Origin of the sequence: Geofilum sp. OHC36d9 (assembly GCF_052400685.1) — a bacterium.
Taxonomy (GTDB): Bacteria; Bacteroidota; Bacteroidia; order Bacteroidales; family Marinilabiliaceae; genus CAZHHH01.
Window position 1 is genome coordinate 50246 of sequence record NZ_JBQTGJ010000016.1, and the last position, 25951, is coordinate 76196.

The 25951-nt window shown below is 41.9% G+C and carries 21 protein-coding genes, 1 tRNA gene and 1 riboswitch; of the genes, 15 read left to right on the top strand and 7 right to left on the bottom strand.

The window, feature by feature from the left end; genetic code table 11:
- Nucleotides 1-484 precede the first annotated feature (484 nt).
- Nucleotides 485-560: transfer RNA gene (locus tag ACT3CD_RS13805), tRNA-Lys, on the bottom strand.
- Nucleotides 561-1333: 773 nt separating this feature from the next.
- On the opposite strand from ACT3CD_RS13805, the gene ACT3CD_RS13810 reads away from it, so the two are divergent.
- The 3 genes from ACT3CD_RS13810 to ACT3CD_RS13820 all read left to right on the top strand — a co-directional run bounded on the left by ACT3CD_RS13810 (nt 1334) and on the right by ACT3CD_RS13820 (nt 5783).
- Nucleotides 1334-3799: a helix-turn-helix domain-containing protein gene (locus tag ACT3CD_RS13810; RefSeq protein ID WP_444646229.1), complete on the top strand. Its 2466-nt coding sequence runs from the start codon at nt 1334-1336 to the stop codon at nt 3797-3799.
- Between the two features lie 52 nt (nt 3800-3851).
- Nucleotides 3852-4637 (top strand): 4Fe-4S binding protein, encoded by a 786-nt coding sequence (locus ACT3CD_RS13815; protein WP_444646230.1) that lies wholly within the window; start codon nt 3852-3854, stop codon nt 4635-4637.
- Between the two features lie 489 nt (nt 4638-5126).
- Nucleotides 5127-5783, top strand: a complete 657-nt coding sequence (locus ACT3CD_RS13820; protein ID WP_444646231.1) for an NAD-dependent epimerase/dehydratase family protein — start codon at nt 5127-5129, stop codon at nt 5781-5783.
- Between the two features lie 25 nt (nt 5784-5808).
- On the opposite strand, the gene pelA is transcribed toward ACT3CD_RS13820, so the two are convergent.
- The gene (gene pelA, locus ACT3CD_RS13825; RefSeq protein WP_444646232.1) at nt 5809-6903 is read right to left on the bottom strand and encodes a pectate lyase; all 1095 of its coding nucleotides are present in this window, start codon (nt 6901-6903) and stop codon (nt 5809-5811) included.
- Between the two features lie 1005 nt (nt 6904-7908).
- Between pelA and ACT3CD_RS13830 the strand changes: the two genes are divergently transcribed.
- The 5 genes from ACT3CD_RS13830 (at nt 7909) to ACT3CD_RS13850 (ending at nt 12859) form a co-directional block, all read left to right on the top strand.
- Entirely contained in the window at nt 7909-8913 is a 1005-nt protein-coding gene (locus tag ACT3CD_RS13830; protein ID WP_444646233.1) for a LacI family DNA-binding transcriptional regulator, read from the top strand.
- Nucleotides 8914-8924: 11 nt separating this feature from the next.
- Nucleotides 8925-9359 carry an L-fucose mutarotase gene (fucU, locus tag ACT3CD_RS13835; protein WP_444646234.1) on the top strand — a complete coding sequence of 145 codons (435 nt, stop codon included), beginning with the start codon at nt 8925-8927 and terminating at the stop codon, nt 9357-9359.
- A gap of 11 nt (nt 9360-9370) precedes the next feature.
- A complete protein-coding gene (gene fucP / locus ACT3CD_RS13840; RefSeq protein WP_444646235.1) occupies nt 9371-10663 on the top strand; it encodes an L-fucose:H+ symporter permease in 1293 nt (430 codons plus the stop codon).
- A 63-nt stretch (nt 10664-10726) separates the two neighbouring features.
- Nucleotides 10727-11755: an aldo/keto reductase gene (locus tag ACT3CD_RS13845; protein WP_444646236.1), complete on the top strand. Its 1029-nt coding sequence runs from the start codon at nt 10727-10729 to the stop codon at nt 11753-11755.
- A gap of 48 nt (nt 11756-11803) precedes the next feature.
- The gene (locus ACT3CD_RS13850; RefSeq protein WP_444646237.1) at nt 11804-12859 is read left to right on the top strand and encodes a zinc-dependent alcohol dehydrogenase family protein; all 1056 of its coding nucleotides are present in this window, start codon (nt 11804-11806) and stop codon (nt 12857-12859) included.
- Between the two features lie 486 nt (nt 12860-13345).
- Here the strand turns inward: ACT3CD_RS13850 and ybaK are convergent, their stop codons facing one another.
- On the bottom strand, nt 13346-13819 hold the full coding sequence (gene ybaK / locus ACT3CD_RS13855) for a Cys-tRNA(Pro) deacylase (RefSeq protein WP_444646238.1): 474 nt from the start codon (nt 13817-13819) through the stop codon (nt 13346-13348).
- Nucleotides 13820-14262: 443 nt separating this feature from the next.
- On the opposite strand from ybaK, the gene ACT3CD_RS13860 reads away from it, so the two are divergent.
- Nucleotides 14263-14862, top strand: coding sequence for a MarC family protein (locus ACT3CD_RS13860; RefSeq protein ID WP_444646239.1), 600 nt, complete (start codon nt 14263-14265; stop codon nt 14860-14862).
- Nucleotides 14863-14976: 114 nt separating this feature from the next.
- Here ACT3CD_RS13860 and ACT3CD_RS13865 read toward each other — a convergent pair whose 3' ends face one another.
- From ACT3CD_RS13865 to ACT3CD_RS13880, 4 genes are all read right to left on the bottom strand, one after another.
- Nucleotides 14977-15882 (bottom strand): DMT family transporter, encoded by a 906-nt coding sequence (locus ACT3CD_RS13865; RefSeq protein ID WP_444646240.1) that lies wholly within the window; start codon nt 15880-15882, stop codon nt 14977-14979.
- Between the two features lie 280 nt (nt 15883-16162).
- Nucleotides 16163-17440, bottom strand: a complete 1278-nt coding sequence (thiC, locus tag ACT3CD_RS13870) for a phosphomethylpyrimidine synthase ThiC (RefSeq protein WP_444646241.1) — start codon at nt 17438-17440, stop codon at nt 16163-16165.
- Entirely contained in the window at nt 17440-18054 is a 615-nt protein-coding gene (gene thiE / locus ACT3CD_RS13875; protein ID WP_444646242.1) for a thiamine phosphate synthase, read from the bottom strand. Before thiE ends, thiC begins: the two co-directional genes overlap by 1 nt.
- Nucleotides 18054-18833: a sulfide-dependent adenosine diphosphate thiazole synthase gene (locus ACT3CD_RS13880; RefSeq protein ID WP_444646243.1), complete on the bottom strand. Its 780-nt coding sequence runs from the start codon at nt 18831-18833 to the stop codon at nt 18054-18056. The genes thiE and ACT3CD_RS13880 overlap by 1 nt, the downstream gene beginning before the upstream one ends.
- A gap of 57 nt (nt 18834-18890) precedes the next feature.
- Nucleotides 18891-18987, bottom strand: a riboswitch (TPP riboswitch).
- 229 nt (nt 18988-19216) lie between these two features.
- Here ACT3CD_RS13880 and ACT3CD_RS13885 point away from each other — a divergent pair.
- The 6 genes from ACT3CD_RS13885 to ACT3CD_RS13910 all read left to right on the top strand — a co-directional run bounded on the left by ACT3CD_RS13885 (nt 19217) and on the right by ACT3CD_RS13910 (nt 25938).
- Nucleotides 19217-20149, top strand: a complete 933-nt coding sequence (locus ACT3CD_RS13885) for a helix-turn-helix transcriptional regulator (RefSeq protein ID WP_444646244.1) — start codon at nt 19217-19219, stop codon at nt 20147-20149.
- Nucleotides 20150-20324: 175 nt separating this feature from the next.
- Nucleotides 20325-20981: a CRISPR-associated endoribonuclease Cas6 gene (gene cas6, locus ACT3CD_RS13890; protein WP_444646245.1), complete on the top strand. Its 657-nt coding sequence runs from the start codon at nt 20325-20327 to the stop codon at nt 20979-20981.
- A gap of 11 nt (nt 20982-20992) precedes the next feature.
- Nucleotides 20993-21592 (top strand): hypothetical protein, encoded by a 600-nt coding sequence (locus ACT3CD_RS13895; RefSeq protein WP_444646246.1) that lies wholly within the window; start codon nt 20993-20995, stop codon nt 21590-21592.
- Between the two features lie 11 nt (nt 21593-21603).
- Complete coding sequence (locus tag ACT3CD_RS13900; protein WP_444646247.1) at nt 21604-21960, top strand: transposase; 357 nt, start codon at nt 21604-21606, stop codon at nt 21958-21960.
- Between the two features lie 237 nt (nt 21961-22197).
- Nucleotides 22198-24363, top strand: a complete 2166-nt coding sequence (cas3, locus tag ACT3CD_RS13905; RefSeq protein WP_444646248.1) for a CRISPR-associated helicase Cas3' — start codon at nt 22198-22200, stop codon at nt 24361-24363.
- A gap of 12 nt (nt 24364-24375) precedes the next feature.
- Nucleotides 24376-25938 (top strand): hypothetical protein, encoded by a 1563-nt coding sequence (locus ACT3CD_RS13910; RefSeq protein ID WP_444646249.1) that lies wholly within the window; start codon nt 24376-24378, stop codon nt 25936-25938.
- Nucleotides 25939-25951: the final 13 nt, after the last annotated feature.

Here is a 25951-nt window from a genome sequence, read left to right on the forward strand (position 1 = left end):
TAATCCGTTGTTTAATTTTATTGTGATAGGGATACATATTGTATAACGTTTAACAGGCCGGATGTGGTTTTAGAAACTCAGAAATAGTCAGCAATAAAAAATGTGACTGCTACCAAAGATAATCAAACTCAAAGAATTATCAGGCTTGCAGAAGTCTTTTCGTAAAATTACAACTTTGTTACAGGCACACGTAAAAGGCGCAATAATTGATGAAGCAGTTTACAATTAGTACTTCATAAAACAGTTAAAAGGGGAAATAAGACTACAAAAAAATAATTACAGATTGGCTTATTATCTATACTTTTAAGATCTGGGATATTCACAGGGGGGAGCCCTATATTGAGAACTTCACCATTACACCTTCTCTCAGAATAGTCATCTGCACCAGTCAACTCTAATTTTTCGAGTTAAGAAAGCTAGTTGAGAAATACTTTAGAATGCACCATAAAAAAAGACGACCCGAAATAATTCGAATCGTCTTTTTTGGTCGGTCTGCAGGGGCTCGAACCCTGGACCCGCTGATTAAGAGTCAGCTGCTCTGCCAGCTGAGCTACAGACCGTTTTTTTGGACGCGCTAAAGTACACATTTCGGCCAAAAAACTAAAAAAAATAACCTTTTATTTTTCACCCCTGATGCAAGTCAGCTCCCGACTATTTAATGAATAAACCATTACGTTTTAGCTTTAAGCCCAAGTCAAACCCTGACTATCAGCCAATCACAATTACAACGACCAATTTCAGGTAATAATCAGAAGCCGGTGCTATTTTTTCATTTATTGACGTCAGCCAGACGTAGCCATTATATGCATCGACTAACAAAAATCACATTTAAGCATCATCTTTTAGTGCAACCAATGATTCTTTTTGTAAAAAGAATACCCAAAACCAGATCACAATGAATCTGGCCCTGATAACAAATACAACGGTTACTTTATTCAATCACCTTCAAGTGTTCTCAGAAAGGATTAATCCTTTCTGAAAAAAGGATTGATCCTTTCAATAAAAAGGACTGGCCCTTTTGAGTAAAAGGACCGCTCCTTTTCAGTAAAAGGGCCGCTCCTTTTGGGTAAAAGGACCGCTCCTTTTTACCACCTCCTGAAAGGGTTATAAACAGTGGCTTCCAGAAAACTCAAAAAGACAAAAAAACAACAGCGCGTTTTTTTTAAAACCAAATGGCAAACAAACACAAAACAACAGTCCCAAAACCCAACAAACAACAAAAAAATAAATAACCATATCCCATAAAAAAGACACACTGGTAACTGATAACTATAAAAAGCCATATTAATCTTCAATTTTTATACTTTTATAGTTCAAACAGAAATCACAACTCATGAGTACCACCGTAACTGCCCATCCACAATTGGAGCTGGCGCGACAATTCATCGAAAAGACCGGCAAAAATCTATTCTTAACCGGGAAAGCAGGTACAGGCAAAACCACCTTTCTTCGGAATTTGCAAGCCACCTCACCCAAGCGCATGGTGGTTGTAGCGCCCACAGGAGTGGCTGCCATCAACGCCGGCGGTGTCACGATACACTCATTTTTTCAACTTCCTTTCGGGCCTCAGATACCCAATCATTATCTTCCCAAAGAACAACAACATGGCGAAAACACCTTTCGCTTTGGCCGTGAAAAGCTCAATATTATCAGAAGCCTCGACCTGCTGGTGATTGATGAAATAAGTATGGTACGTGCCGACCTGCTGGATGCCATTGACGGCGTGTTACGACGCTACCGTTACCGCTCCAAACCTTTTGGAGGCGTACAGGTTCTTATGATTGGCGACTTGCAACAGCTGTCCCCCGTCGTGAAAGACAATGAATGGCAATTGCTTCAGGCTTATTATAAAGGACCATTTTTTTTTCAAAGTAAAGTGCTGGAACAATGCCCGGCTGAAACCATAGAACTGAAACACATCTTCCGCCAAACCGAGGAAACCTTCATCAACGTACTAAACGAAATCAGGGAAAATAAAATTTCGCAAACAACGATAGATATACTCCAAAGTCGTTACATCCCCAATTTTGAAGCGCCCAAAGGCTATATCACGCTAACCTCCCATAACCGGCAAGCCGACCTCATCAATCAAAAAAAGCTGAAAGAGCTGCCATCGCCTTCGATGACGTTTAAAGCAACCATAGAAGACAATTTCCCGGAAATGATATACCCCAACGATGCCCGCCTGGTGTTAAAAAAAGGCGCTCAGGTCATGTTCATCAAAAATGACGCATCGCGCGACAAACTCTTTTTTAACGGCAAAATTGGGATGGTTGAATCCATACAGAAGGAATCGGTAACCGTTCGTTGCGACGATCTGGACGACCCCATTGTGGTGACGCCGGCCGAGTGGATTAACTACAAATACACGCTCAACCAATCTACCAATCAGATAGAAGAAACGCCGGTGGGAAAATTCATTCAGATACCGCTCAAAACCGCCTGGGCCATCACCATTCATAAAAGTCAGGGACTCACCTTCGAGCGGGCCATCATTGATTCAAACGCCGCATTTGCTCACGGACAGGTTTATGTGGCTCTTAGCCGCTGCCGGTCGCTGCAAGGATTAGTACTCGCATCGCCGGTGAACCCCAACAGCATCATATCAAGTCATGAGGTAAACAGCTTTATTCATGACGCAGCAACCAATCCTCCCACAAAAGAAAAAATAAAATCGTTTCAGTTAGAATATGAACGCGAACTCATCATTGAACTATTCAACTTCGAACGATTCAGACAACTGCTGGGGCGGTTAAAAATGGAAATCGACAAAAATAAAACATCGGTATTGGGAGCCGGCTGCGAGCAACTCGCACAGCTGCTTCCGGCAATGGATGAAAAGATAATAGAGGTGGCCCAATCGTTTCATCAACAGCTATTGCGCCTGTTAAACGAAAACCTGCCGGCCGAACAACACCGCCATTTACAGGAACGGATACAAAAAGGCTGCGCTTATTTTATGGCACAATTTCAGGAACTCCTTCCTCTCAAAAACCGGGAACTGGAATTTGAAATAGAAAGCGATAATAAAGAAATACGCAAAACCATAACAAAACTGCTTGATTACATTGACAAGAGCTATCGCACGCACCGCGACACACTCACCATTTGTCAGAAAGGTTTTTCCACCAGTCAATACCTGGCAGCTAAATCAGAAAGCAACATCGACAAAGCCGTTGCAAAAGCCAGAAGTAAATCCACGTCCACCTTCACCGCCTCTACGCGTCCTGACTTGTACTCGATACTACGCCAATGGCGCGACGCCCGGGCCGACGAACTCAACGTGGCTGTATATATGATTGTTTCCACTAAAACATTGGTTGCCCTGGCCGATAAAATGCCGTCGTCCTTCAAAGAATTGCTTACAATAAAAGGCCTTGGCAAACGCAAAGTGGAACAGTTTGGGAAAGAACTGCTGGAACTCATACAGACCTACCGCATCGACCATAATATGGCACCCGAAGAGCTGGACTTCACACAGGCGCCTGAAAAAAAGAAAGAAATAAAAAAACCGACGGCCGAAATCACACTCGATCTGTTCAGAATGGGATTATCACCGGCAGAGATAGCCCAAAAAAGAACGCTGGCGGTTTCGACCATCCAAAGCCATCTGGCTCAATGTATCGAAAAAGGTGATCTGGCCATAGAAAAAGTGCTCGACACCGAAAAAATAAAATCGGCCACACGGCTACTGGAAGGCCACAAGTTTAACTCCTTAACCGAGGCTAAAGAAATTGTGGGCGACCTCTTTTCATTCAGCGAACTTAAAATGATACTGGCGGCCATGAAACAAAACTAAAAATTACGACCACTGAAACGTGTTCATTAACAATAATACCAAACCATTAATAATGTCCTCAAAAAAAATCAATTTAGTTTATTTTTCGCCCACAGGCGGCACGCGTAAAATTGTTGAAACCATAGCCAAAGGATTAGCCATAACCCCCATCAACCTCATCGACCTCACAAAAAACGAAGCCCCCAAAACGGTGATAGACAATGATAGTGTCACAATCATCGGGATGCCGGTATATGCAGGCCGGCTGCCTGAAGTGGCCGTTGAACGACTACATCAACTAAGCAGCAAAGGCGGTTTTATTGTTCCCGTGGTAAGCTACGGCAATCGCGCCTATGAAGATGCGCTACTCGAATTACACGACCTGACCACCGCAGCCGGATTCAAAACTCTGGCCGCCGGGGCTTTCGTGGCAGAGCACAGCTTTTCGACCAAAAGCTATCCCATAGCCACAGGCCGCCCCAACCAGGCAGACAAAGAGGCCGCCTTCAAATTTGGACAGTCAGTCGCCGGACTTCTTAAATCACCTGAAAGTCACACCGTACCAGCCATCCCGGGACACCGGCCTTACAAACCACGTAAAGACAGCGCACCCCAGTCACCCGCGACAGATGCCGCCATTTGTACTTTATGCCGTCGGTGCGAAGAAGTGTGTCCCACAAACGCCATCACCATAAACAGCACGGTAGAGACCAACAAAGACCTGTGTATTTGGTGTTGCGCCTGCATAAAAAGTTGTCCTGAAGACGCACGTACATTCAATACCCCGACAATTCAGGAGGTCACCAACCGATTGTTTACCAACTGCCAGACACCGTTGAAGCCGGAAGTTTTTCTATAATTAGTGTTTGTTTATAAAGTCAACTACTTCGTTATGCTTGTCATAAAAACAGTCATTTACGAAAGGTAAACTCCTTGATTTTTATGACGTCGCGAGCCTCGTATTTGAACTTTATATTTCAAACACTTAGTTTTTGGACAGGCACTAATTAGTACCTGCAAAAAAACTCAAGTGCCTGATAAAAAATATTCAAATTTAAGGCTTGCAAAAGCCGACAAAATGTGAGTTTACTCCCGTAAATAACCATTTTGGGGACAAGCATAACGCAACAGCCGGACTTTTCTTGCAAGCACTCATTCCTTTTTGAACGGTTCTGTCATTGAATTGTTATAGGTAGTGTTTGTCTATGGACAGGCACCAGACTCGTTACGATTACTTTTAAAACGGCCATAAACATCAGTCAGCTCACCTTTTCAAGCTTCGTGAGCTTCAAAAAAGAGCTTCCTGATGTGTCGCAAAAGTTTTCGGGCAAACACTAAAACCATTAGCATGAATAGAAACACCGTAAAAAGAGCCGTTATAGCGGGCGCCACTGGTTTGGTAGGCAGCCATCTGCTTAAGCAACTGTTAAACGATCCCCGATATCTGGAGATTCATGTCCCGGGACGACGAGCACCAGCGCTCACCGACCCGCGGATTATATTTCATCCCTGTGATTTCGCGACCTTTGAATCACTGCCCACCCAAGGCATTAACGAAGTGTATTGTGCCCTGGGTACCACAATAAAAAAAGCCGGCTCACAGGACAAATTCCGTGATATAGACTTCGATGCTGTTGTTAACCTGGCTCGTTGGGCCGCCGGTATCAAATGCAGTCACTTCATCGTGGTCAGCTCCATGGGTGCCAACCCGCGATCGGGGAATTTCTATCTGCGTACCAAAGGTCAGATGGAGCAGGTTTTGAAATCCTGCGGCCTGGAAAATCTCACCATTATACGTCCATCTCTTCTTTTGGGCCACCGTCATGAATTCCGGCCGGGTGAAAAAATAAGTGAGTGGATTATGCGCCCCCTTCGTTATGTAATGTTTGGTCCCTTAAAAAAATATCGTCCCATAGAAGCCAGGCAAGTGGCTAAAGCCATGATAAACCTGGCTCAGATAAATATCGGCGATATCTTTATTGTGGAAAACAACGATCTGACCTAAGATAATAGCTAAAAAAATGACGTCATTATTTCACCCATTTGTTTAACCAATCCGCATAATCATTCAGTATTTTGGCAGGGGCATAAGTGTACCAGCCATAACCAGTACGACGTTCAAACCCCACTTCGGCCAGTGTGGATCGTTTAATACCATCGCGGTCACAAAAATAAGGCGTTTCCGTCTCTAAGTCGTAAAACCGTGCCCATACAGACGGCGCCTCCTGGTCATTGACAACCACACGGTCACGTTCCCCGTCTCTATTGGTCATCCATATTAACCGAACACCTTCAATCCGGTGCTTTTCGAACCATGATACAGCGCCCTTAACAGCCGCAATAACATCCGGCGTAGGCGAGTCAATATCCATTAACAATTTTACAATATCCGCCGATTCAGCGCCACTAAACGACGCCAACTCGTAAGCCCTCGCATTGGCAGGTTCAAAAGTATGCTCATCATGCTGAGCGCACCAAACCGTCGGCTCACCATCCACCCTGATTTGCGTTTTCAGAATACACATTACCCCCTTTTCAAAGGCTGCCCGTGCATCCTGCCGTAATGAGGAATCTGATTTCAAGGCCCTGAAACAGGCTGAATCTTCATACAAATCACGCAATACCAACATAACATTCACCATGGCATTGTCATTATAAGTGATATGGGATGAATAATGATCGACACTTTTTAGCGGATAGAACTGTGGCCATCCGCCATTTTCATACTGAGCCGCCAGGATATAATTAATACCCTTAAAAAAGGCATCCCGAAGCCGTTGGTCAGGCTGACAGGTATAAACCTTGGCCAAAAACCGCAACTCCATGGTTGTTGCCCCATTGTCGATGGTAGCTCCAACCTCGTTTCGCGTCGCCAGATACTTTGATTTATCGGCTTGACTTAACGGTTGATGATAAGGTATATTCTTCGCCCATCCACCAACCTCCTTCTGACAAATCAAAACATTCTCAGCCACCTGCATCGCCTCGGCCGTAGCGTACCACGCATCAGGCATTCGCATTGAAACCTCTTTCCAGCTCTTTTGCAAATAACTACCATCCTGGCCTTTAACCTCACTCAGTAACGCTGTTAAAACCAGCATTACAACTAAATAACAACTTTTCATACGTAAATAACTTTTTTTAAAGGTTCCAAAGCCTCACAATGAAGCTTTCTTATCACCCACTAAAAATTTCGGCCAAACACTAGAGTCTGTATATAAAGTCCAACTTCTGCGTTACGCTTGCTCTCAACATGGTCATTTACATCAGTAAACTCACATTTTTCGAGCTACGCAAGCCTTTAATCTGAACTTTACAGCTCAAACGCCCAACATTATGGACAGACACTAAATATAATTCACGAAACCGATCACGAAAAGTACATAAACATAAAAACTAACAGGTAGAAATAATGATGCGAAACAGTAGAGATATTGTTATAGCACTAAAATATATTAAATTTATAACCCAATAACACTTTCGGGTTAAATAAAAAAAAGCCTCCCACTTATGGTGGAGAGGCAAACCAAAATGTTTTCAAGGACGAAATAAAGATACATATTAAAAACAATTCACCCCCATCCACACGATCCTAAAAATGCATGACATTGTATCATCCAAAAAAACAACCGCAAAAACAGTTGATAATTACTACTTAATTTGGATCAAAACATCACGGTAAGACAAAAAATTAAAAACTCATAAAATCAAGTAATTAAAAAATATTTGTATTTTTACACACGTGTGAATTAATATAAAAATGAAACGATCCATGGGAATTGATTCACACACAGAAGTATGATTATCCTGGCGAGTTCCATATGACCTTAAAAAACAAAATATAATCATATGAAACGAACATGAATTTTAGCATTCTAAAATACACACAGGAGAATGATTAAAATTCATCGAGAGTTCCATATGACCATTGAAAGATAAATTTAAACATATGAAACGAGCCATGAGAGTAAGCTCTCACACAGGTGAATGATTATTCCGGCGAGTTCCATATGGCAATTGAGAAACAAATTATAATCATATGAAACGAGCCATGATAGGGAACTCTCACACAGAGGGATGATTAATTCCGGCGAGTTCCATATGACAACTGAAAAACAAATTATAATCATATGAAAGAACGTATTACCATAAAAGATATTGCAGTTGCGCTGAACATCCATCATTCAACCGTTTCGCGCGCATTACGCAACGACAGCCGCGTACGGGAAAAAACAAAAAAACGCATTTTAGACTACGCCAACAAAAATGGTTACCAGATAAATATGAGTGCATTACATTTAAGAGGTAGTTTACGAAATGTAATTGCCATAATTGTGCCCAATATCAATCACAATTTCTTCTCCAACATAATCAGTTTAGTTACAAACATGGCCGAATCGCAAGGTTATATTGTTTCTATATTTCAATCAAATGAAAGTTCAGATCAGGAAAGACAAATCATTGACACCATTATTCAACATGATATAGCAGGCGTAATTGCATCGGTTGCCATGGAAACGGACACCTCTGAACATTATCAGAAATTAGGAAAGTATCATATTCCCCTGGTCTTATTCGACCGCATCAGGGAGGATATTGAGGCATGCAAAGTAACAGTGAATAATGCAGAAATTGTATCCAGTGCCGTTGAATTGTTGGTAAAAAGAGGGTGCACAAAAATTGCACACATAGGTGGGCCACAGCAAATCAACGTATTTAAGGAGAGACATAATGGCTATCTGAATGGGTTAGCCACATATCACCTCTCCTATAGAGAATCCATTCTACTGAATAAAAAGTTTGTACAAGAAGATGGTCAACATGCAGTAGAACAACTGTTCTTCGATAAAACAATCAGCCCGGATGCTTTAATTTGCGATTCCAATATTCTTTTAGTTGGCGTTTTAACGGAACTAAAAAAAAGGAAAAAAGACCTCCGCACGGCCATTCAGATTGCGGCCTTTAGCGACAGTCCCTTTATTAAAGCTTTCGCGCCTGACATCATCTGCATTGAACAACCGGAAGAATTGGTGGCTCAAAATTCCTTCAATCAATTAATGAAGCGAATTAAAAATGACGCCACTGTCGCAAACAACAAAATAACCATCTCAGCAAAAATTATATTAAACCAATAAATAAAAACGGTATGTTAAAAGGAATATCACCTATCATCAGTCCCAAATTATTGGAAGTTTTAGCCCGCATGGGGCATGGCGATGAAATCATTTTGGCCGATGCTCACTTCCCGGGTGAATCGTTCAACAATAATGTATTGCGAGCCGATGGTTTGCGCATCCCCGATTTACTGGAAGCCATATTACCACTATTCGAATTAGACAGTTATGTGCCGGCTCCCATCGCAATGATGGCCCCCGTTAAAGGCGACATTCTGGATCCGTCTGTTGAAGAAGCCTATTTAAAGGCAATACATAAAACCAATCCTGACATAGCCCCCATTGAGCGCATTGGTCGTTTTGATTTTTATGACAGAACGCGCCGTGCATTTGCCGTTGTTATCACCGGCGAAACAGTTAAATATGGTAATATTCTATTAAAAAAAGGGGTTACCCCCATTGGATAAAACAACCAGCCATGACAAAAAACCAAATCGTTGAAAAAAAATATCTACGCCCATTCATCATTATTACCAGTTTATTTGCGTTGTGGGGCTTTGCCAATGACATAACCAATCCAATGGTAGCCGCTTTCAAAACGGTATTGGAAATTTCAAACGCAAAAGCAGCGCTGGTACAATTAGCATTTTATGGGGGGTATGCCACCATGGCTATTCCAGCCGCCCTTTTTATAAGAAAATATAGTTATAAAAAAGCCATACTGTTAGGATTAGCCATGTATGCCATTGGTGCACTGCTGTTTTATCCGGCAGCCCGCTATGAAATATTCGGCTTCTTTCTGGTGGCCTATTACATCTTAACCTTTGGCCTGGCTTTTCTTGAAACGACTGCCAATCCATATATCCTTTCCATGGGCAGCACCGAAACATCAACACGCCGGTTAAACCTGGCACAGGCATTCAATCCTTTCGGTTCACTATTGGGTATGTTTGTGGCGTCAAAACTTATATTGTCAGCCTTACAATCGGATGTACGCAATGAAGCGGGCGACCTTATTTTTAACACCTTGAGCGCGGCCGACAAAGCCATCATCCGTACGGCCGATTTATTGGTCATCCGTGATCCGTATGTAGTGCTGGGGTTAGTGGTTATTCTGATGTTTGTGATAATCGCCGTAAGCAAAATGCCAAAAATAGAACGGACCGATACAACCACCCCTGTCGGCATAATATTCAAACGATTAATTAACAACAAATTATATCGACAAGGCGTTATTGCCCAGGTTTTTTATGTTGCTGCTCAAATTATGTGTTGGACCTTCATTATTCAATACGCCGAAAATTTAGGCGTCAATAAAGCCACGGCACAAAATTACAACATCATAGCCATGACGCTGTTTTTAACCAGTCGGTTTCTCAGCACTATTTTAATGAAGTATATCAACTCGCGTCGATTGTTAATGTATTTCGCCATAGGGGGCATGCTCACAACGGCGGGCGTTATCCTGATAAATGGGATGCCCGGTTTATACTGTTTAATTGCCACTTCAGCATTCATGTCACTCATGTTTCCAACCATTTACGGCATCTCGCTCGAAGGGCTGGGCGATGACGCCACCATAGGTGCTGCCGGTCTGGTGATGGCCATTGTAGGCGGGGCTTTAATGCTACCATTACAAGGCGCAATTATCGACCTGGGACACATAGCATCATTACCGGCAGTTAACGTTTCTTTTATTCTACCATTCATCTGTTTTATGGTGATTGGTCGCTTTGGCTACAAAGCCATTAAAATGAAACAACAGGGCTAACAAAACGGCACGTTAAATATTCTAAATCAGAACAATCTAAGAACGCAACTCACAATAAACAATATGTTTAAAGAAGAAACATACGCTAAAATTGACCCCGATTCAGTACCCAAGGTGGTTTTAAATAATGGCAGTGAAATTCCGGTTGTAGGCCTCGGCACTTTTGGCTCTGACAATTATTCAGCCGATGAAATAGCTACTGCTGTCGGGTTTGCCATAAAACATGGCTACCGACACATCGATTGCGCCTCTGTATATATGAATGAAAAAGAGATCGGCGTCTCAATCAACAAGGTCATTGACGAAGGCGTGGTAACGCGCAAAGAACTTTGGATTACCTCCAAAGTATGGAACGACAGGCATGGCAATGGCGAAGTCATTGCCGCCTGCAAACAATCGTTAAAAGATCTGCAATTGGAATACCTCGATTTGTATCTCGTGCACTGGCCATTTCCGAACTACCATGCGCCAGGCTGCGATGGCGATGCCCGCAACCCGGATTCAAAACCATATATTCATGAGGAGTTCATGATGGTTTGGCGTCAAATGGAACAATTGGTCGAAATGGGGCTGGTAAAAAATATTGGCACCTCCAACATGACCATTGCCAAAATGAAACTATTGCTTCGCGACGCAAAAATTAAACCGGTTGTAAACGAAATGGAACTGCATCCTCACTTCCAGCAACAGGAATTGTTTGATTATATGACCGCCAACAAAATAGTGCCCATTGGATTTTCGCCAATAGGCTCGCCCAAACGCCCCGAACGCGATCGTACGGCAACCGACACCGTGGATATTGAAGACCCTGAAATATTAAAAATAGCACAAAGATTAAATGTCCATCCCGCTGTTGTTTGCATTAAATGGGCGGCTCAACGGGGTGAAGTTGTCATTCCCTTTTCGGTAAAACCATCAAAAATAATCAGTAATCTGGAAGCCGTAACTCACCATCCTCTGACCGAAGCAGAAATGAAACAAATGGCGACCATCGATAAAAACAGTCGTTTAATTAAAGGTCAAGTATTTCTGTGGAAAACGGCTAAAGGATGGGAAGACCTTTGGGATATGGATGGAATAATAGCGCAATAGCGAAGGCTGAAAAAGAATTAACTCATAACAATAAAAAGGATGACACAAATGATGAAAGCGGCTTACCTGCCAGGCAACAGCACCGTTGAGATAAAAGAGGTAGCCATTCCGACACCGGGCCCGGGACAGGTATTGATTCGCACAAAAGCATCAACAATATGTGGCAGTGATATCCGCGCCATTTATCGTGAGCATTTGGGAAAGGGTCCCGAAGCCTATCAAAATAAAATTGCGGGTCACGAGCCTTGCGGACAAATCGTGAAATGCGGAGACAACATGAAACGGTTCAAAAATGGCGATCGTGTTATTATTTACCACATATCTGGTTGCGGCGTATGTAATGACTGTCGCAGAGGCTACATGATTTCGTGCTCCAGTCCGACGCGTGCTGCGTATGGCTGGCAACGTGACGGCGGCATGGCTCCTTATATCCTGGCCGATGAAAAAGACTGTGTTTTACTGCCTGACGAACTGACTTATACTGATGGCGCACAGGTAGCCTGTGGTTTTGGGACGGTATACGAAGGACTTGAAAAAATAGGCATTAGCGGCAACGATCAGGTACTCGTGGTTGGCCTGGGCCCTGTAGGCTTAGCGGCTTTAATGTTAGCCAAAGCTCTGGGGGCTTCAAAACTCGTTGGGGTCGATACGGTTCAGGAACGGTGTGATATTGCCATGAAACTGGGACTGGCCGATGCTGTTTTCCTTTCAGGGCCCGATACGCTCGAAAATGTAAAAGCCCAATCATACGGCCAAAAAGGATTTGAAAAAACAGTGGATTGTTCCGGTCATACACTGGGCCGCCAGCTGGCCATTCGTGCCACCCGCCAGTGGGGAAAAAACGTAATGATTGGTGAAGGGGGAACGGTTGAATTCAATCCCAGTCCCGATATTATCCACGATCAGATTTCAATTCATGGATCCTGGGTTACCAACATCTGGCGAATGGAAGAACTGGTCGAGCGTTTGGTACGTTGGGGCATCCATCCAGAAGACCTGGTAACACAGCGTTTTACACTCGATCAGGCAGAGCAGGCTTATGCTCTGATGAATGAAGGTCGTTGCGGCAAAGTTGCTATTGTTTTTGACGAAGAAATTAAATAGTGTTTGTGTATAAAGTCAACTTCTGCGTTAGACTTGTATTTGAACTTCATATTTCAAACACTTAGTTTAACAGACAGACTCTATCGTCTGTCTGTTAAAGTCCCGACTTTCCGGACAGTCACTACTCTATCCGATGATTGTCCCTTACTTTGTCCGATGGTTGTCCCTTACTTTGTCCGATGGTTGTCCCCTACTTTGTCCGATGGTTGTCCCCTACTTTGTCCGATGGTTGTCCCCTACTTTGTCACTGTTCCTATAGCCAAACTCCCGACTTCGTTATACTGGCTCTCAAACCATTCACATACAGCAGTAAACTCAGTTATTAAGAACTTTGAAAACCTCAAAAACAACGTTTTATCCAGTGTCACATAAGTTTTAGGACAAGACAAGCAAGGCTTCGCTATATAAAAAAAAGCAGGGACAACCAACGTTCCATCCAATTATGGGCTTAAAAAATTATCACTGCAAAATAAAGCAGGCATCCATTCAAACCAGCTCACAAACCTCCGCCTCTACACATTGAGCCAACTGATGCGGTTCAACTTTAATCTGAAGCCCCCGCTGGCCGCCACTAATGTATATAAAATCATAATCGAAAACCGATTGATGAAAGAACACCGGATAGTGTTTTTTCATTCCCAAAGGCGAGCAGCCACCACGAATATAGCCGGTCAGTGGCAAGACCTCTTTCATGGGCACCAAATCGCATTTTTTATTCCCCGACACCTTTGCTGCGAGCTTAAGATTCACCTCTTCAGCACCGGGCACCATACAAACAAAAACGCCGGATTTATCGCCCCGTAAAACCAACGTCTTAAAAACCCGTTCCACCGGCTCATTCAATTGTTCTGCCACGTGAATGGCGCCCAAATCCTTTTCATCAACCCGGTACGGAATCAATTCATAAGGTATATTGTGGCGGTCCAGAATGCGGGCCGCATTAGTCTTTGAAATTTTCATCGTTATTTTTATGTTGCATGTTGCATTTCGCACCACTGAACAGTCAATTTTGACTGCAAAGATACTTAGTGTCTGCAAAAAAACGCCACTTTTTTTCGTTACGCTCGCTTTCAAAATGATTCATTACACCAGCATACTCACATTATTCAACCCCGGGAAGTCTTGATTCTGAACATCTTTTATCAAGCACTTAAATTTTCTTACGGAGATCACTTTAATGGCCTGCACAACAGCCTGCACAAAGTAATACAAGCTTATCCTTTAATTACTTGCCTCGCATTCAACAAACCTTATTAACTACCAGCCATACAATATTTCACTATCACCAAACAGATATCACCTTTTTTCCTGTAAAGAATTATTATTTTAGCTGTCTGGTAAACATATTGTTATAACCAACTACTAACGGAATTACAAACAACAAACTATAAAATCATAACATAATGAACGAATTAGGCAGTTCTGTTTTGTCAGCGGCCGCGTTGTTATTTTTTCTGATTGACCCACTGGGCAACATCCCGGCTCTGCTGGCTGTTTTAAAAGGCATTGATCCCAAACGGCAACGGCTCATCATTGCGCGCGAGCTCCTTCTGGCCTTGGTCGTCTTAATACTGTTTCTCTTTGCAGGAAAGCCATTGCTAAACTTTCTGCAATTGGGACAGGAAGCCGTCACCATATCCGGCGGCATTATACTGCTTATCATAGGCATCCGGCTTATATTTCCACAGGCCTCAGGCGTTATGGGTGAGACCCCTGCCGGCGAACCTTTTTTAGTGCCCATTGCCATTCCTATGATCGCCGGGCCATCAATCATGGCCATGCTCATACTAATGACGCAAAGTCAACCCGGCAATATGCTGAACTGGTTTCTGGCATTAATTCTTGCCTGGAGTCTGGCAGCCATCATCCTGATGACAGCACCGGCACTAATGCGTGTTTTAAAAGAACGGGGACTGGCAGCCGTGGAACGACTTATGGGCATGATACTTCTCATGATGGCCGTACAAATGCTCATCAATGGTTTTAAAGAAATATTCGCATAATACAGAAATAAAAACCGCAGATATAATCCTCCTGTCCATAACGTCCAACGCCTGATTTTATGGACAGTCACGAATTAAACCGTAAGAAATAAGTCGCCCCAAAAGCGAAAAGAATCAGCTTTCTTTTCGCTTACCAAAAACGTTCAAAACAATCAGCGACAAGCCAATCACAACCATCCCGATGACAGATATTAAATCGGGTTTTTCATCTTTTATGAGCAGCCAGCTGAGAATGGCACCCGACACCGGAATAAGGAACTTCCAGACATTAAGCTCGGAAATCTTCACCCCCGGTCGTTTTATAAGACCAAACCAGATGGTAAATGCCGCAGCCGACAAAAAACTCAACCAACCCAACGACAAATAATATTCAAGGGGAAAAGGACCCATATTCAACCCTTCGAGCGGCACCGACACCGCAAAAAGCATAAATCCGCCAATCATCAGCGATGACGAGCTCAGCACAACCGGCGATACTCCGGTCGATTTTTTCAACACCAGCACACTTGAATAACCGGAACTAAAATTATTGATGATAAGCAATAATATACCCAGCCACTCATACTCTCCTTTCATTTCAACATTAGCCCGCCCCAGTGTGATGATAGCTATACCGGCTACACCAATAAGAATACTAAGTAACTTAGCGCGTGTCATCCGGTCATTTTTAAGGGCAAAATGCACAAACACGGCAACAAATAACGGCGATGAACCCACCACCATTGCCGCAAGGGCACCCGGCACCAAATTAAGGCCACTATAGAACAACGCATACTGAAATGTAATCTGTACCAACGAAATGAGCAATATAAACCAGGGATGCTGCCTTATTTGAGTAAAAAACTGACGCGGATTACCAAAATACAAAAACAATAGAATGCCGGAAATAAAAAACCGAATGCCGGCAAACTGAAACGGCGTCTGGTATTGCAAGCCGATCTTAACCCCCACAAAGGCGGTTGACCAAAGCCAACTGGCTACAATTGCCAAAAAAGTGGTACTGTTCAAAAATTTCTTCATCATCTCTATTTCAGGATGCAAAAGTGCAAAAAACAATCTGTTTTTCTTAACGATTTGACCGGAGTCCAGTCAAAACCCGCCCATTGCTTCGCCATTGAAACCATTTATAAGTTTGCCACTCCTTTTGTTTGTTTCAATATCTATCAAAGAAAAAGCATAAAGAATGTTGTAAATGGACATTGAAACCAAATAAAAAACCCCGGAGAAAAACATTACCGTAATAAGCGTTTCCTCCGGGGCTTTAACAAACAAACCCTAATCCTAACCCTAACCCTAACCCTTAATCGATATTTCTATCATTTTTAACGGCACATAAATTACCACACATCGTGCAATGATCTTCCTCGCGGCTTTCGGAAGCTTCTTTGCGCTCACGGGCAATGTGAGGATCCAAAGCCTGTTCATAAATTGCCTCCCAATCCAGATCCCGACGTGCTTTTGACAACAAATAATCGCGCTGAGCGGCCCCTTTCACCTTATTCACAACATCGGCACTGTGAGCAGCAATGCGTGAGGCCATAACCCCCTGTCTCACATCGTCGATATCTGGCAGACAAAGATGCTCAGCCGGCGTAACATAACATAAAAAATCAGCGCCATGAATGGCAGCCACTGTGCCACCAATGGCTCCGACAATATGATCGTACCCTGGCGCAGCATCAGTCACCAAAGGACCTAAAACATAAAAAGGCGCGTTGTGACACACCCTTTTCATCAGACGCATATTGGCTTCAATCTGATCCAAAGGCATGTGTCCGGGGCCTTCAACCATTACCTGCACCCCGCTATCGCGTGCCCGATCGACCAACTCACCCAAAATGAGCAACTCCGACAACTGAGCCCTATCGGTGGCATCGGCTCCGCAGCCCGGACGTAACCCATCGCCAAGACTTATGGTGACATCGTGTTTTTTGCAAACATCAAGAATCCGGTCATACTGCTCATACAAAGGATTCTCGCAATTATTCACGGTCATCCATCGTTTCAACAACGCCCCGCCCCGGCTTACAATACCGGTAACACGCTCGTCGTTTTCTAAAAAGGAAAGAGAAGAACGTGTAACACCACAATGAAGCGTCATAAAATCAACCCCCATAACAGCCTGAGCCTCTATCTCACGGAACAAATCTTCGACAGCCATTTCAGCCACAGGCTTTCCCTCTCTCAACAAACGCGTGGCCACACCATAAACAGGCACTGTGCCCACCATTACCGACGAAGAACCGATCACATTCTGCAAAATAGTTGTCAAATCGCCACCTGTCGACAAATCCATGACCGCATCGGCGCCATAGGTTATGGCCGCTTTCATCTTCGCCAACTCCTCACTCATATTGCAATGCCTTTCAGACGTCCCGAAATTAGCATTCACTTTTGTGCTTAAGCCGTTTCCAATTCCCCGCACCGGGAAATTATGGTGCTTATTTTTAGGTATTACAATACGTCCCGCAGCAATTTCTGACCGAAGCCATTCGGGCGAAACCAACTCCGCTGTCGCCACCTGACGCATTTCGGACGTAATAACACCATCTTTTGCATATTGAATTTGTGTTTTCATTAAGTAAGGTTTAAAAGATTAGTCATTTCATCCACCCGCTCGTCAAAATCAGCCGTCTGCATCAGGTGTCGTACCATCGCCACATTACGGGCGCCCGCTGCGGTCACCCGATCCATATTGTCAGGAAAAATACCCCCGATGGCCACAACCGGCACATGAGAAAAGCCAACGACTTCCGACAACAGCTCCGTTCCCACGGGAGCATCGGGCTTCGCCTTGGCATTGGTGGGAAACACAGGACCAAAACCGATATAAGCCGGATTTTGTGTCAGGGCTTCACGCGCCTGCAGCAAAGAGTGGGTTGACAAACCAATTTTCATATCACCCACAATACGTCGGGCCTCTTCGATGGAAATATCATCCTGCCCCAGATGCAAATAATCGGCGTCGCAAATAACGGCAATGTCAGGACGGTCATTAATAACAAAGCAGGTGTTGGTGCCTCGCGTTATGCGCCTTATCTCGTTGCCGGCTGCAATCAATTCCCTGTCCGACAAATGTTTTTCCCGGAGCTGAAGCATCCCAACGCCATGCCGCACACATTTATGAGCTATTTCGGCATAAGACAAATGCTGCGGCTTCGTTATAATTACATACAAACCAAAATCGTTCATCACTGCGGCTGTTTTAAATTCTCCGCAATCAACCCGGCCACCTTCTTACCCGAAAGCAACATCCCGCCAAAAATAGGGCCCATACGAAATCCTCCGCTAACGGCATTCGAAGCCATACCACACACATACAAACCCGGAAAAATCTCTTTGGTATTATCGATGGTGGTCCGCTCAGCCTCATCTACCGACAGCGACCGCTCGCCCAACACCTTACCAGTGGAAGTATTCAGCTCAATATTATTCTTACGTTCCAGCGTCCGGGCAATATCGCAATCGTGCCCTGTCCCGTCAATAACGGCACGCGCCATAATCACCAAAGGATCTACATGCATATTTTCTCGCTGCACCGGCGCCCAGTTCAAAACGATACCACTCACCCGGTTATTCAGAAATACAACATCCTCAATGGTGGTGCAGTTAAACATTTTTACGCCTGCCTGCGAAGCCTGATAAATTAATGCCGAAGTGGCATGCACCGAATCCATGGTATAATAGCCCTGCTCATATTTGGAATAACTAATTTTAAAATCATCCAAAACAGGCAAGGCATCTTCCTGCACCATTATCTCGTTAAACATCATTGCACCGCCCCACATGCCGCCTCCTGGCGCCAGCTTACGTTCATACAATGCCACCTTAAAGCCTTGTTTGGCCAGATAATAGGACGCCACCAACCCCGAAGGACCGCCGCCGGCTACTACAACATCAACCGATAAATGATTTTTGAGTTTTTCAAAGTAGGAATCGAGAATTCCTCTGGAAACAATTTGCTCCATCATAATACTGTTTATTTAATTAGTAGATAATAAAATAAACAGAGAAGAGCCTGAAAGATAGACTAAAACGAATCACAATCCCTACGCAGGCATTACCCTGATCAGGTTTAAAGGGTATAATCTCAGCCTGACTATGCAGGCACCCCCTGTTTTATTTGATGGTAAAGGTATAAATAATGTTTAAAAACAGAAATTACGATTGCTCTATAAATGGTCATTTACACCAATAACTCACATTTTGCGAGCTGCAAAAGACATGGAAGCAGCCCTTTCATATCAACCCTAATCGTTCCAGATAAACCACTACATAACAATATAAAATTATCCGTTAAGATAAAAACACCCAATTTTTTTACTAGTTTTAGGAAGCAAATTCCTTCCCAAAAATGAAAAAAGAGACTTCAAAAATAGAACGCATCTTAAAACTGATTCTTTTTTTAGATGTTAGCTTTCCCCGCAAAAAAGAGGAATGCATCGATTTTCTACAAATCACCGACAGCACTTTTTATGAGTATATAAAGCTATTACGCTACTCGGGATTTGATGTCAAACAAGAAAATGGACTCTACTACATTGACATTCTGAATACCGAAAATACAGTTTTAACTCATTTGCTGCATTTTGACGAAGAAGAAGCGTATCTGCTTTCCAAAGCCATCAAACAACTGGATGTTTCATTACCCGTTGCAGCCCGTTTATATCAAAGACTCATCAAACTCGTGGATGGCGACCGGCTATTGGCATCGGTTGTTAAAAAGCAAGAATCAGAAATCATCAAAAACCTTGAAAAGGCCATAACCGAAAAAAAACAGATTTTACTGCTCAATTACGCATCGGGCAACAGTCTTACCATTAAAGACCGATTGGTTGAGCCCTTTGAATTTAAACATCAGTTTAATTTGCTGTGGGCCTATGACGTGCAGGAACGGGCCTGCCGACAATTTAAAATCTCACGTATCGAAAACACCCAGCTAACGTCTTTCAATTGGGAACACACGCACGAACACCAATGCCTCCCCATCGATCTGTTTCGTAACACCGGCGCATTAATCTACCCGGTAAAGTTTAACATGACCTTGCGTGCATACAACCTGCTCATTGAGGAATATCCCCTGGCCGAAAAACAGTGTCACAAACTGCCCGATGGCAAATATCATTTTGATGCAATCATAGCCAAACACGAAGGCGCCGCGCGATTTGTGCTGGGGCTGGCCGAAGACATTGAGGTGATCGGCAACAACGATTTCATTGATTTCTTAAAAGAAAAGTCAAAACAAATACAAAATAAATTTCTCACTCCTGAAAATCAGGAGTCATAACTATTAAAATTGTAATCGATAAAAACGTATCAACATGAGATTTCGCATCACTTTTAACCGTACCACGAAGCAACGCATGCTTCCTATGGATTACCAGTATTACATCTGGATATAATATGAGTTGAGTTAATTAAGGACTAAAAAAAATAATATAAACCCTGCAAAATATATTTCTATGAGGATATATCTGAAAATAAGTGCAAAAAACAAAGTCATCCCCTTTGATCACCAACCTCTATTAACAGGTACCATTCATAAATGGTTGGGGTGGAATGACCAACACGGGAAACTATCGCTGTATTCTTTCTCACGATTAGAAGGCGCCAAAGCCACTAAGGCCGGGCTGACATTTAAAGATGAAACCGCTTTTTTCTTCAGTTCAGCCGATGCTGAACTGGTAAAAAAAATGATCGAAGGAATCCAGTCAGACCCATCAATGTTTAACGAATTAAAAGTCACCGAAATAACCATTCAGGAAGATCCGAATCTAAGCGCCAGAGAATTATTTTATGTTGCCAGTCCCATATTCATTAAACGACGCAATGGAGCGCAAATTGACCACATTACATATAATGATGCACGTGCCGATGCCTGCTTAAAAGAAACGCTGGAAACCAAATTGAAAGCAGCCGGCATTAACGATGAAACACTGGAAATCAAATTTGATAAAAGCTATACCAAAGCCGGGACCAAAAAAGTGACCTACAACGGCATTGCAAACAGGGCTAGTTGGTGCCATGTCATTATCAAAGGCAAGCCAGAAACAAAATTATTGGCGTGGAATGCAGGTATAGGAAATAGTACTGGAATTGGGTTTGGTGCAATAAAATAACAACGACGAAAATGAAATTATACGTAGTAAAATACAGCGGTCCATTTGGATTTATTAAACCATGGACAGCAGTTAGGGACAGTGAAACATACAGCCAACAATTTTTAACGCCATCGCTAATTGCAGGCATCGAACGCAAACTATTCCCTGAATTATTAAAAAATGACGATGGTGAGATTAAAAAAATTATTGGACATAGATTGAGGTACAAACAAATTTCACAACAACAAGAACAAATACAACCAAAAGGATGGAACGAAAAAGGAACCAATAAAAACAAAATTTACGAACGACCTTATGCCATTTTAGTGCGTGGTGTTTTAATTGAGCCCGTTCTTTTTCTTGCTTTTTCAAATGAAACAGATGCAAAACAGGCATCAGAACAACACATTTGTTTAGCCCGAAATGAAGACATTCTTTATCCTGACGAAGAAATAACTGAAGTTTCAGAAAATGAATTTAAAACAAATGAAGAACTATTTTCAGGTTTTGAATTGATTTTCGACAAAAATGAGAAATCATTTTTAGTGGGTTATAACCGTTTTAAAAATAACGAACCCATGTATGGATATCTAAAAGTTGTGGGCAGTCCGGTAAAAAGCAATTATTAAAACCCAAAATTATGGCACAGTCATTATCAAAACTATATGTGCATATAATTTATCATATTAACGGAACCGATGATCACGTGCATGTATTATGTGTGATATCCAAAAATATTACATTGACAAAATTGGTTGAAAAAACAAAACGCCAAAGCAGTCGATGTATTAAGAATTTAGATAAACATTATAAAACATTTGCCTGTCAAAGTGGGTATGGCGGTTTTTCTGTTAGTTCCTCTATTCACGATAAAACCAAAGGGTATATCGAAAACCAGGAAGAACATCATCTAAAAATGACTTTTCAGGAAGAATATTTAGCCTTTTTAAAAGAATACAACATTGAATACGATGAACAATATATTTGGACGGATTGAGCTGCCCTTACAGGGCAAAAAAATATTTCGTTGCAGAACACTCAGGATATTGCCCTGAGCTTAAACAAGTTGGGCTTTCGGCCCGATTAAACAAGCTGATTTTAACGTTACAAATAATATTAAATAAAGAATCTCAATAATTGCCTGAAAGGCATATCTATTTCAGCCCAACGGCAACACCTTGGGATAAAAACAACCTATAACAACATGCGGGCTGTAAGCCCAAATTAAATGACAATGAAAATAATTTGCCCACATATAAAAGCCAAAGGAGCACCTGAATACACAAGCCTTTATGAACACCTGCTTTTAGTTAGTAAAGCGGCTCAGAAAATTGCGGTTTATTCGAATATCGATCCGGAAATTGCCCGATTAGGTGCCATTTTACACGATATTGGAAAGACAAGCTCTGTGTTCCAAAAACGCTTAAACGAACAAAAAGCCCCGGCAACGCCATTTCGACACGAAATAGCGTCCTGTTTCTTCCTTTCTCTTTTTGACGAAAAAATACAGCCAGCACTGATTGAAATGGTTATTGCACACCACAAATCCATTTTGCACGACACACGTAACAAAGGCATTTTAGACCTGGAAGAATATAGAGGAGATACCTTTGAATTGCACATCAAAAATTGGGAAGAATGGAAAAATGATGCCTTAACAATTCTACAATCTTTTGGCATTGAGACCAAAGACATCAGCAAACAAGAAGCAGAAAACAACTTCAATTTCGTTGTCGAATATTGTGAAAAAACCGTGAGAGAAAGAGGCTTTTCGCAATGGAGAGGGTTATTAATGGCTGCCGATCATTTTGCTTCGGCCCTGTCAGAGCATACCAATGAATACCTCAATAAAACATTTGCAATACCCAATTTACAATTTTATAACCGACAAGATCAGCTTTATCCGCTTTCCCTAAAAAACAGTAGTTCCCATAAAAGACATACCATGGTTGTAGCTTGCACAGGTGCTGGCAAAACAGATTTCCTTTTCCGCCGATGCAAAGGGCGTGTGTTTTACACGCTTCCCTTTCAGGCTTCTATCAATGCCATGTACAAAAGGGTAAAAAATGATTTAAGCAAAGATAATCCCGCACTTGACATTCGCCTGTTGCATGCTGCTTCGAGCATCGCATTGGAAGGAAGTAAAAAAGAGGAAAAAATCATTCAGGGTCATGTTGGTGCCGCAATAAAAATATTAACACCTCATCAAATTGCTGCCATTGCCTTTGGCACCAATGGTTATGAAGCCATGATTATGGACATTAAAGGTTGCGATGTTATTCTTGATGAAATTCACACCTATACCGATGTTACCCGTTCAATTGTATTGAAAATAATCGAAGTTTTAAAATACTTGAATTGCAATATTCACATCGGAACAGCCACAATGCCAAGCATATTATACCAGAAAATTATTGAAATTTTAGGAAAAGAAAATGTATTAGAAGTCGCTTTAGAAAAAGATGAACTAAAACTTTTTAACCGACATATAATACATAAAATTGAAGGATGGGAAAAAGCTGATCCAGTCATTAAAAGTGCTTTAGCGAACCAGCTCAAAGTTTTAGTGGTTTGCAACCGTGTTCAAACAGCTCAGGAAAGATATACTCTTTACAAAGCTCAATTTCCTGATATTCCTATTCTTTTACTCCATAGCCGGTTTAAAAAATCAGATAGAAATGAAAAGGAACGTCTACTACTTGGGCTGAACCAAACTGGAAAAGAGAATGGCAATTTCAATACCTCAAACAAAGCTTGTCTGGTAATCTCAACTCAGGTGGTTGAAGTGAGCATTGATATCAGTTTCGACTGCATGATTACTGAAGCAGCGCCTTTGGATTCAATGGCACAACGATTTGGACGTATCAACAGAAAAAGGACAACAAAAACCATTGGCAAATACAAACCAATTTATGTACTGGCTCCACCCGAAGAGGAAAAAGAAGCATTACCCTATTCACTTGAAATAATTCAACGCAGCTATAAGACATTGCCCGATGATGATTTGTTAAATGAAACTGAATTACAGGAAAAAATTGATCAGGTATTTACCGAAATTGACTTTCTGAAAATTGAACAACATTCGGTATTCAAAGAAAACGGAAAGTGGAGTATCGATAAATTAACTCACAACCCTAAAGCCATTTTACTCGACTTATTAGAGATCGACAGTGTAAGTTGTATTTGTGAAGCCGATGAAGAAACTTACCTGGAAGCCACTTATGAAGAACGATCAAAAATGGAAATCAGTACCCGCTATTATGTTGTGAAAGACCTACGACAATTGGACTGTGGATCAAAACCTTTCATAGTGCCCGATTCATCATACAATAAAGAAACCGGTTTTGATGTTTCGTTGGCCAACCCAAAAAACTACAATTCTGAATATTTATTTCTATAAATCGAAAAAACTATGATAGCATCAACTATTGGACGCACATTTTTAAAAGCTTATAACGAGCGGGAAGGAACGAGTTACACAGCGAAAGAGTTCTTTGAAAAAATATATTTCGATCAATTCTTTAATCATGCAAAGTATTTCTTCTGGCCTCAAAATTCACCATTTGTTCAAGGTATTACCACATTAAACAATGGAAAACTTGGATTAATGACAGTACTAAAGGATGAAAAAGGCAACACCAGACAATTTGCCTCAGATGAGGATCTTGAAACTTTTTGTTCTCAACTAGAAAAAGAGCCCACTTTTGGTGGATTCAAAACAAAAACAAAAAAACAAATCAAGATTATTCGAAAACTGGATGCTGACAAAAGAAAGGAAATTCTAACAGAATTTGTGAATAAGGTTAATGAGGCTAAAGACAATCGCAACATCGAAGCCAGCGTTGCCATTGGGTTCCCTGCATCAGAAATAAAAGAATATGCCACAACTTCGGGTGCTGTTACTGATATGAATATCAGCATTGACACCGAAGATGTTTATTATTCATGGATCGGAGCTGGACTAGGCATTGGAATCGCCGGAGGATATTCCATATTTCTCGACACCCCTCAAATACTCCTAAAACTTTATGACGGTTGGAAAATATACCGGACATATTTAAATGATGACACACTTGAACGCTTACGTGGAAATCAAATCAACACATGGAATGGTCAGTGGCTTAATTATGCTTTTAGTAAAAACTACCGGGAAGACTTTGACTTTACACAACTTCACACTTCTGGCGTATTTTCGGTTGATGAAAAAACAATTGAAGTAAACACCATTAAATGGAGTGAGCTATTTTTCAACATTTCAAATTATTTCCCCAATCAAACGCTTATCGGTTATGTTTATTCTTTAGGACAAACAAATAAAACCTTAGGTTTTTTCCCCTTCCGTTTTTCAGAAGCCAAAACACTCATTCAGTATTATAAAATTCTCTTTGGCGAACAAGCGGCCATAAATGAGGCAAAAAAATATGAATCACTTTTTGGCATCCACATCAAAAGAGCATGTGAATTAGGGGCAATAGGTTTACAAGCACTGGAACCAAAAGATCTTCGAAAATACTTTGGAAGTGATGCCAATTTGAAATTAATAAAACCATCTGTAGCACCTAAAAATGGCGAATTGGAAGAAGATTTTCAAACCCGCAAAGAAAAAGCAGAAAAAAAAGACTACGATAATATAATTACTTACAGAACATATAAAACCTGGTTATTAGCTATGATTACTAAAAACAAAGAAGAATCGTTAGAATATACGGCCGAAGTAGCCAAGGCACTTCATGCGTATAGAGCTGGAGCAACAAAAATGGATAGAAAAAATCTTATTCAATCAGAGTTGCTGGTTGCAAAATCTAAAAAGAACTTTTTAGATGCCCTCACCACAGTGATAAAAGATGTTGATGCAGCATCATTACCATTGTTTAAAGCACTACGTGACAGAGTACACTTAATGTCAGCCGAAGATTTTGGCTACTTTGTGGTACTGTTGAAATTTGATTATGCTTATGCTGAAAGAAATATTTAACCAATAAAAACTA

Excerpts from the sequence above, each read along its gene's own strand:
- ACT3CD_RS13810 (WP_444646229.1), top strand. The coding sequence starts at position 1,334 with ATGAGTACCACCGTAACTGCCCATCCACAATTGGAGCTGGCGCGACAA.
- ACT3CD_RS13815 (WP_444646230.1), top strand. The coding sequence starts at position 3,852 with ATGTCCTCAAAAAAAATCAATTTAGTTTATTTTTCGCCCACAGGCGGC.
- ACT3CD_RS13820 (WP_444646231.1), top strand. The coding sequence starts at position 5,127 with ATGAATAGAAACACCGTAAAAAGAGCCGTTATAGCGGGCGCCACTGGT.
- pelA (WP_444646232.1), bottom strand. The coding sequence starts at position 6,903 with ATGAAAAGTTGTTATTTAGTTGTAATGCTGGTTTTAACAGCGTTACTG.
- ACT3CD_RS13830 (WP_444646233.1), top strand. The coding sequence starts at position 7,909 with ATGAAAGAACGTATTACCATAAAAGATATTGCAGTTGCGCTGAACATC.
- fucU (WP_444646234.1), top strand. The coding sequence starts at position 8,925 with ATGTTAAAAGGAATATCACCTATCATCAGTCCCAAATTATTGGAAGTT.
- fucP (WP_444646235.1), top strand. The coding sequence starts at position 9,371 with ATGACAAAAAACCAAATCGTTGAAAAAAAATATCTACGCCCATTCATC.
- ACT3CD_RS13845 (WP_444646236.1), top strand. The coding sequence starts at position 10,727 with ATGTTTAAAGAAGAAACATACGCTAAAATTGACCCCGATTCAGTACCC.
- ACT3CD_RS13850 (WP_444646237.1), top strand. The coding sequence starts at position 11,804 with ATGATGAAAGCGGCTTACCTGCCAGGCAACAGCACCGTTGAGATAAAA.
- ybaK (WP_444646238.1), bottom strand. The coding sequence starts at position 13,819 with ATGAAAATTTCAAAGACTAATGCGGCCCGCATTCTGGACCGCCACAAT.
- ACT3CD_RS13860 (WP_444646239.1), top strand. The coding sequence starts at position 14,263 with ATGAACGAATTAGGCAGTTCTGTTTTGTCAGCGGCCGCGTTGTTATTT.
- ACT3CD_RS13865 (WP_444646240.1), bottom strand. The coding sequence starts at position 15,882 with ATGAAGAAATTTTTGAACAGTACCACTTTTTTGGCAATTGTAGCCAGT.
- thiC (WP_444646241.1), bottom strand. The coding sequence starts at position 17,440 with ATGAAAACACAAATTCAATATGCAAAAGATGGTGTTATTACGTCCGAA.
- thiE (WP_444646242.1), bottom strand. The coding sequence starts at position 18,054 with ATGAACGATTTTGGTTTGTATGTAATTATAACGAAGCCGCAGCATTTG.
- ACT3CD_RS13880 (WP_444646243.1), bottom strand. The coding sequence starts at position 18,833 with ATGATGGAGCAAATTGTTTCCAGAGGAATTCTCGATTCCTACTTTGAA.
- ACT3CD_RS13885 (WP_444646244.1), top strand. The coding sequence starts at position 19,217 with ATGAAAAAAGAGACTTCAAAAATAGAACGCATCTTAAAACTGATTCTT.
- cas6 (WP_444646245.1), top strand. The coding sequence starts at position 20,325 with ATGAGGATATATCTGAAAATAAGTGCAAAAAACAAAGTCATCCCCTTT.
- ACT3CD_RS13895 (WP_444646246.1), top strand. The coding sequence starts at position 20,993 with ATGAAATTATACGTAGTAAAATACAGCGGTCCATTTGGATTTATTAAA.
- ACT3CD_RS13900 (WP_444646247.1), top strand. The coding sequence starts at position 21,604 with ATGGCACAGTCATTATCAAAACTATATGTGCATATAATTTATCATATT.
- cas3 (WP_444646248.1), top strand. The coding sequence starts at position 22,198 with ATGAAAATAATTTGCCCACATATAAAAGCCAAAGGAGCACCTGAATAC.
- ACT3CD_RS13910 (WP_444646249.1), top strand. The coding sequence starts at position 24,376 with ATGATAGCATCAACTATTGGACGCACATTTTTAAAAGCTTATAACGAG.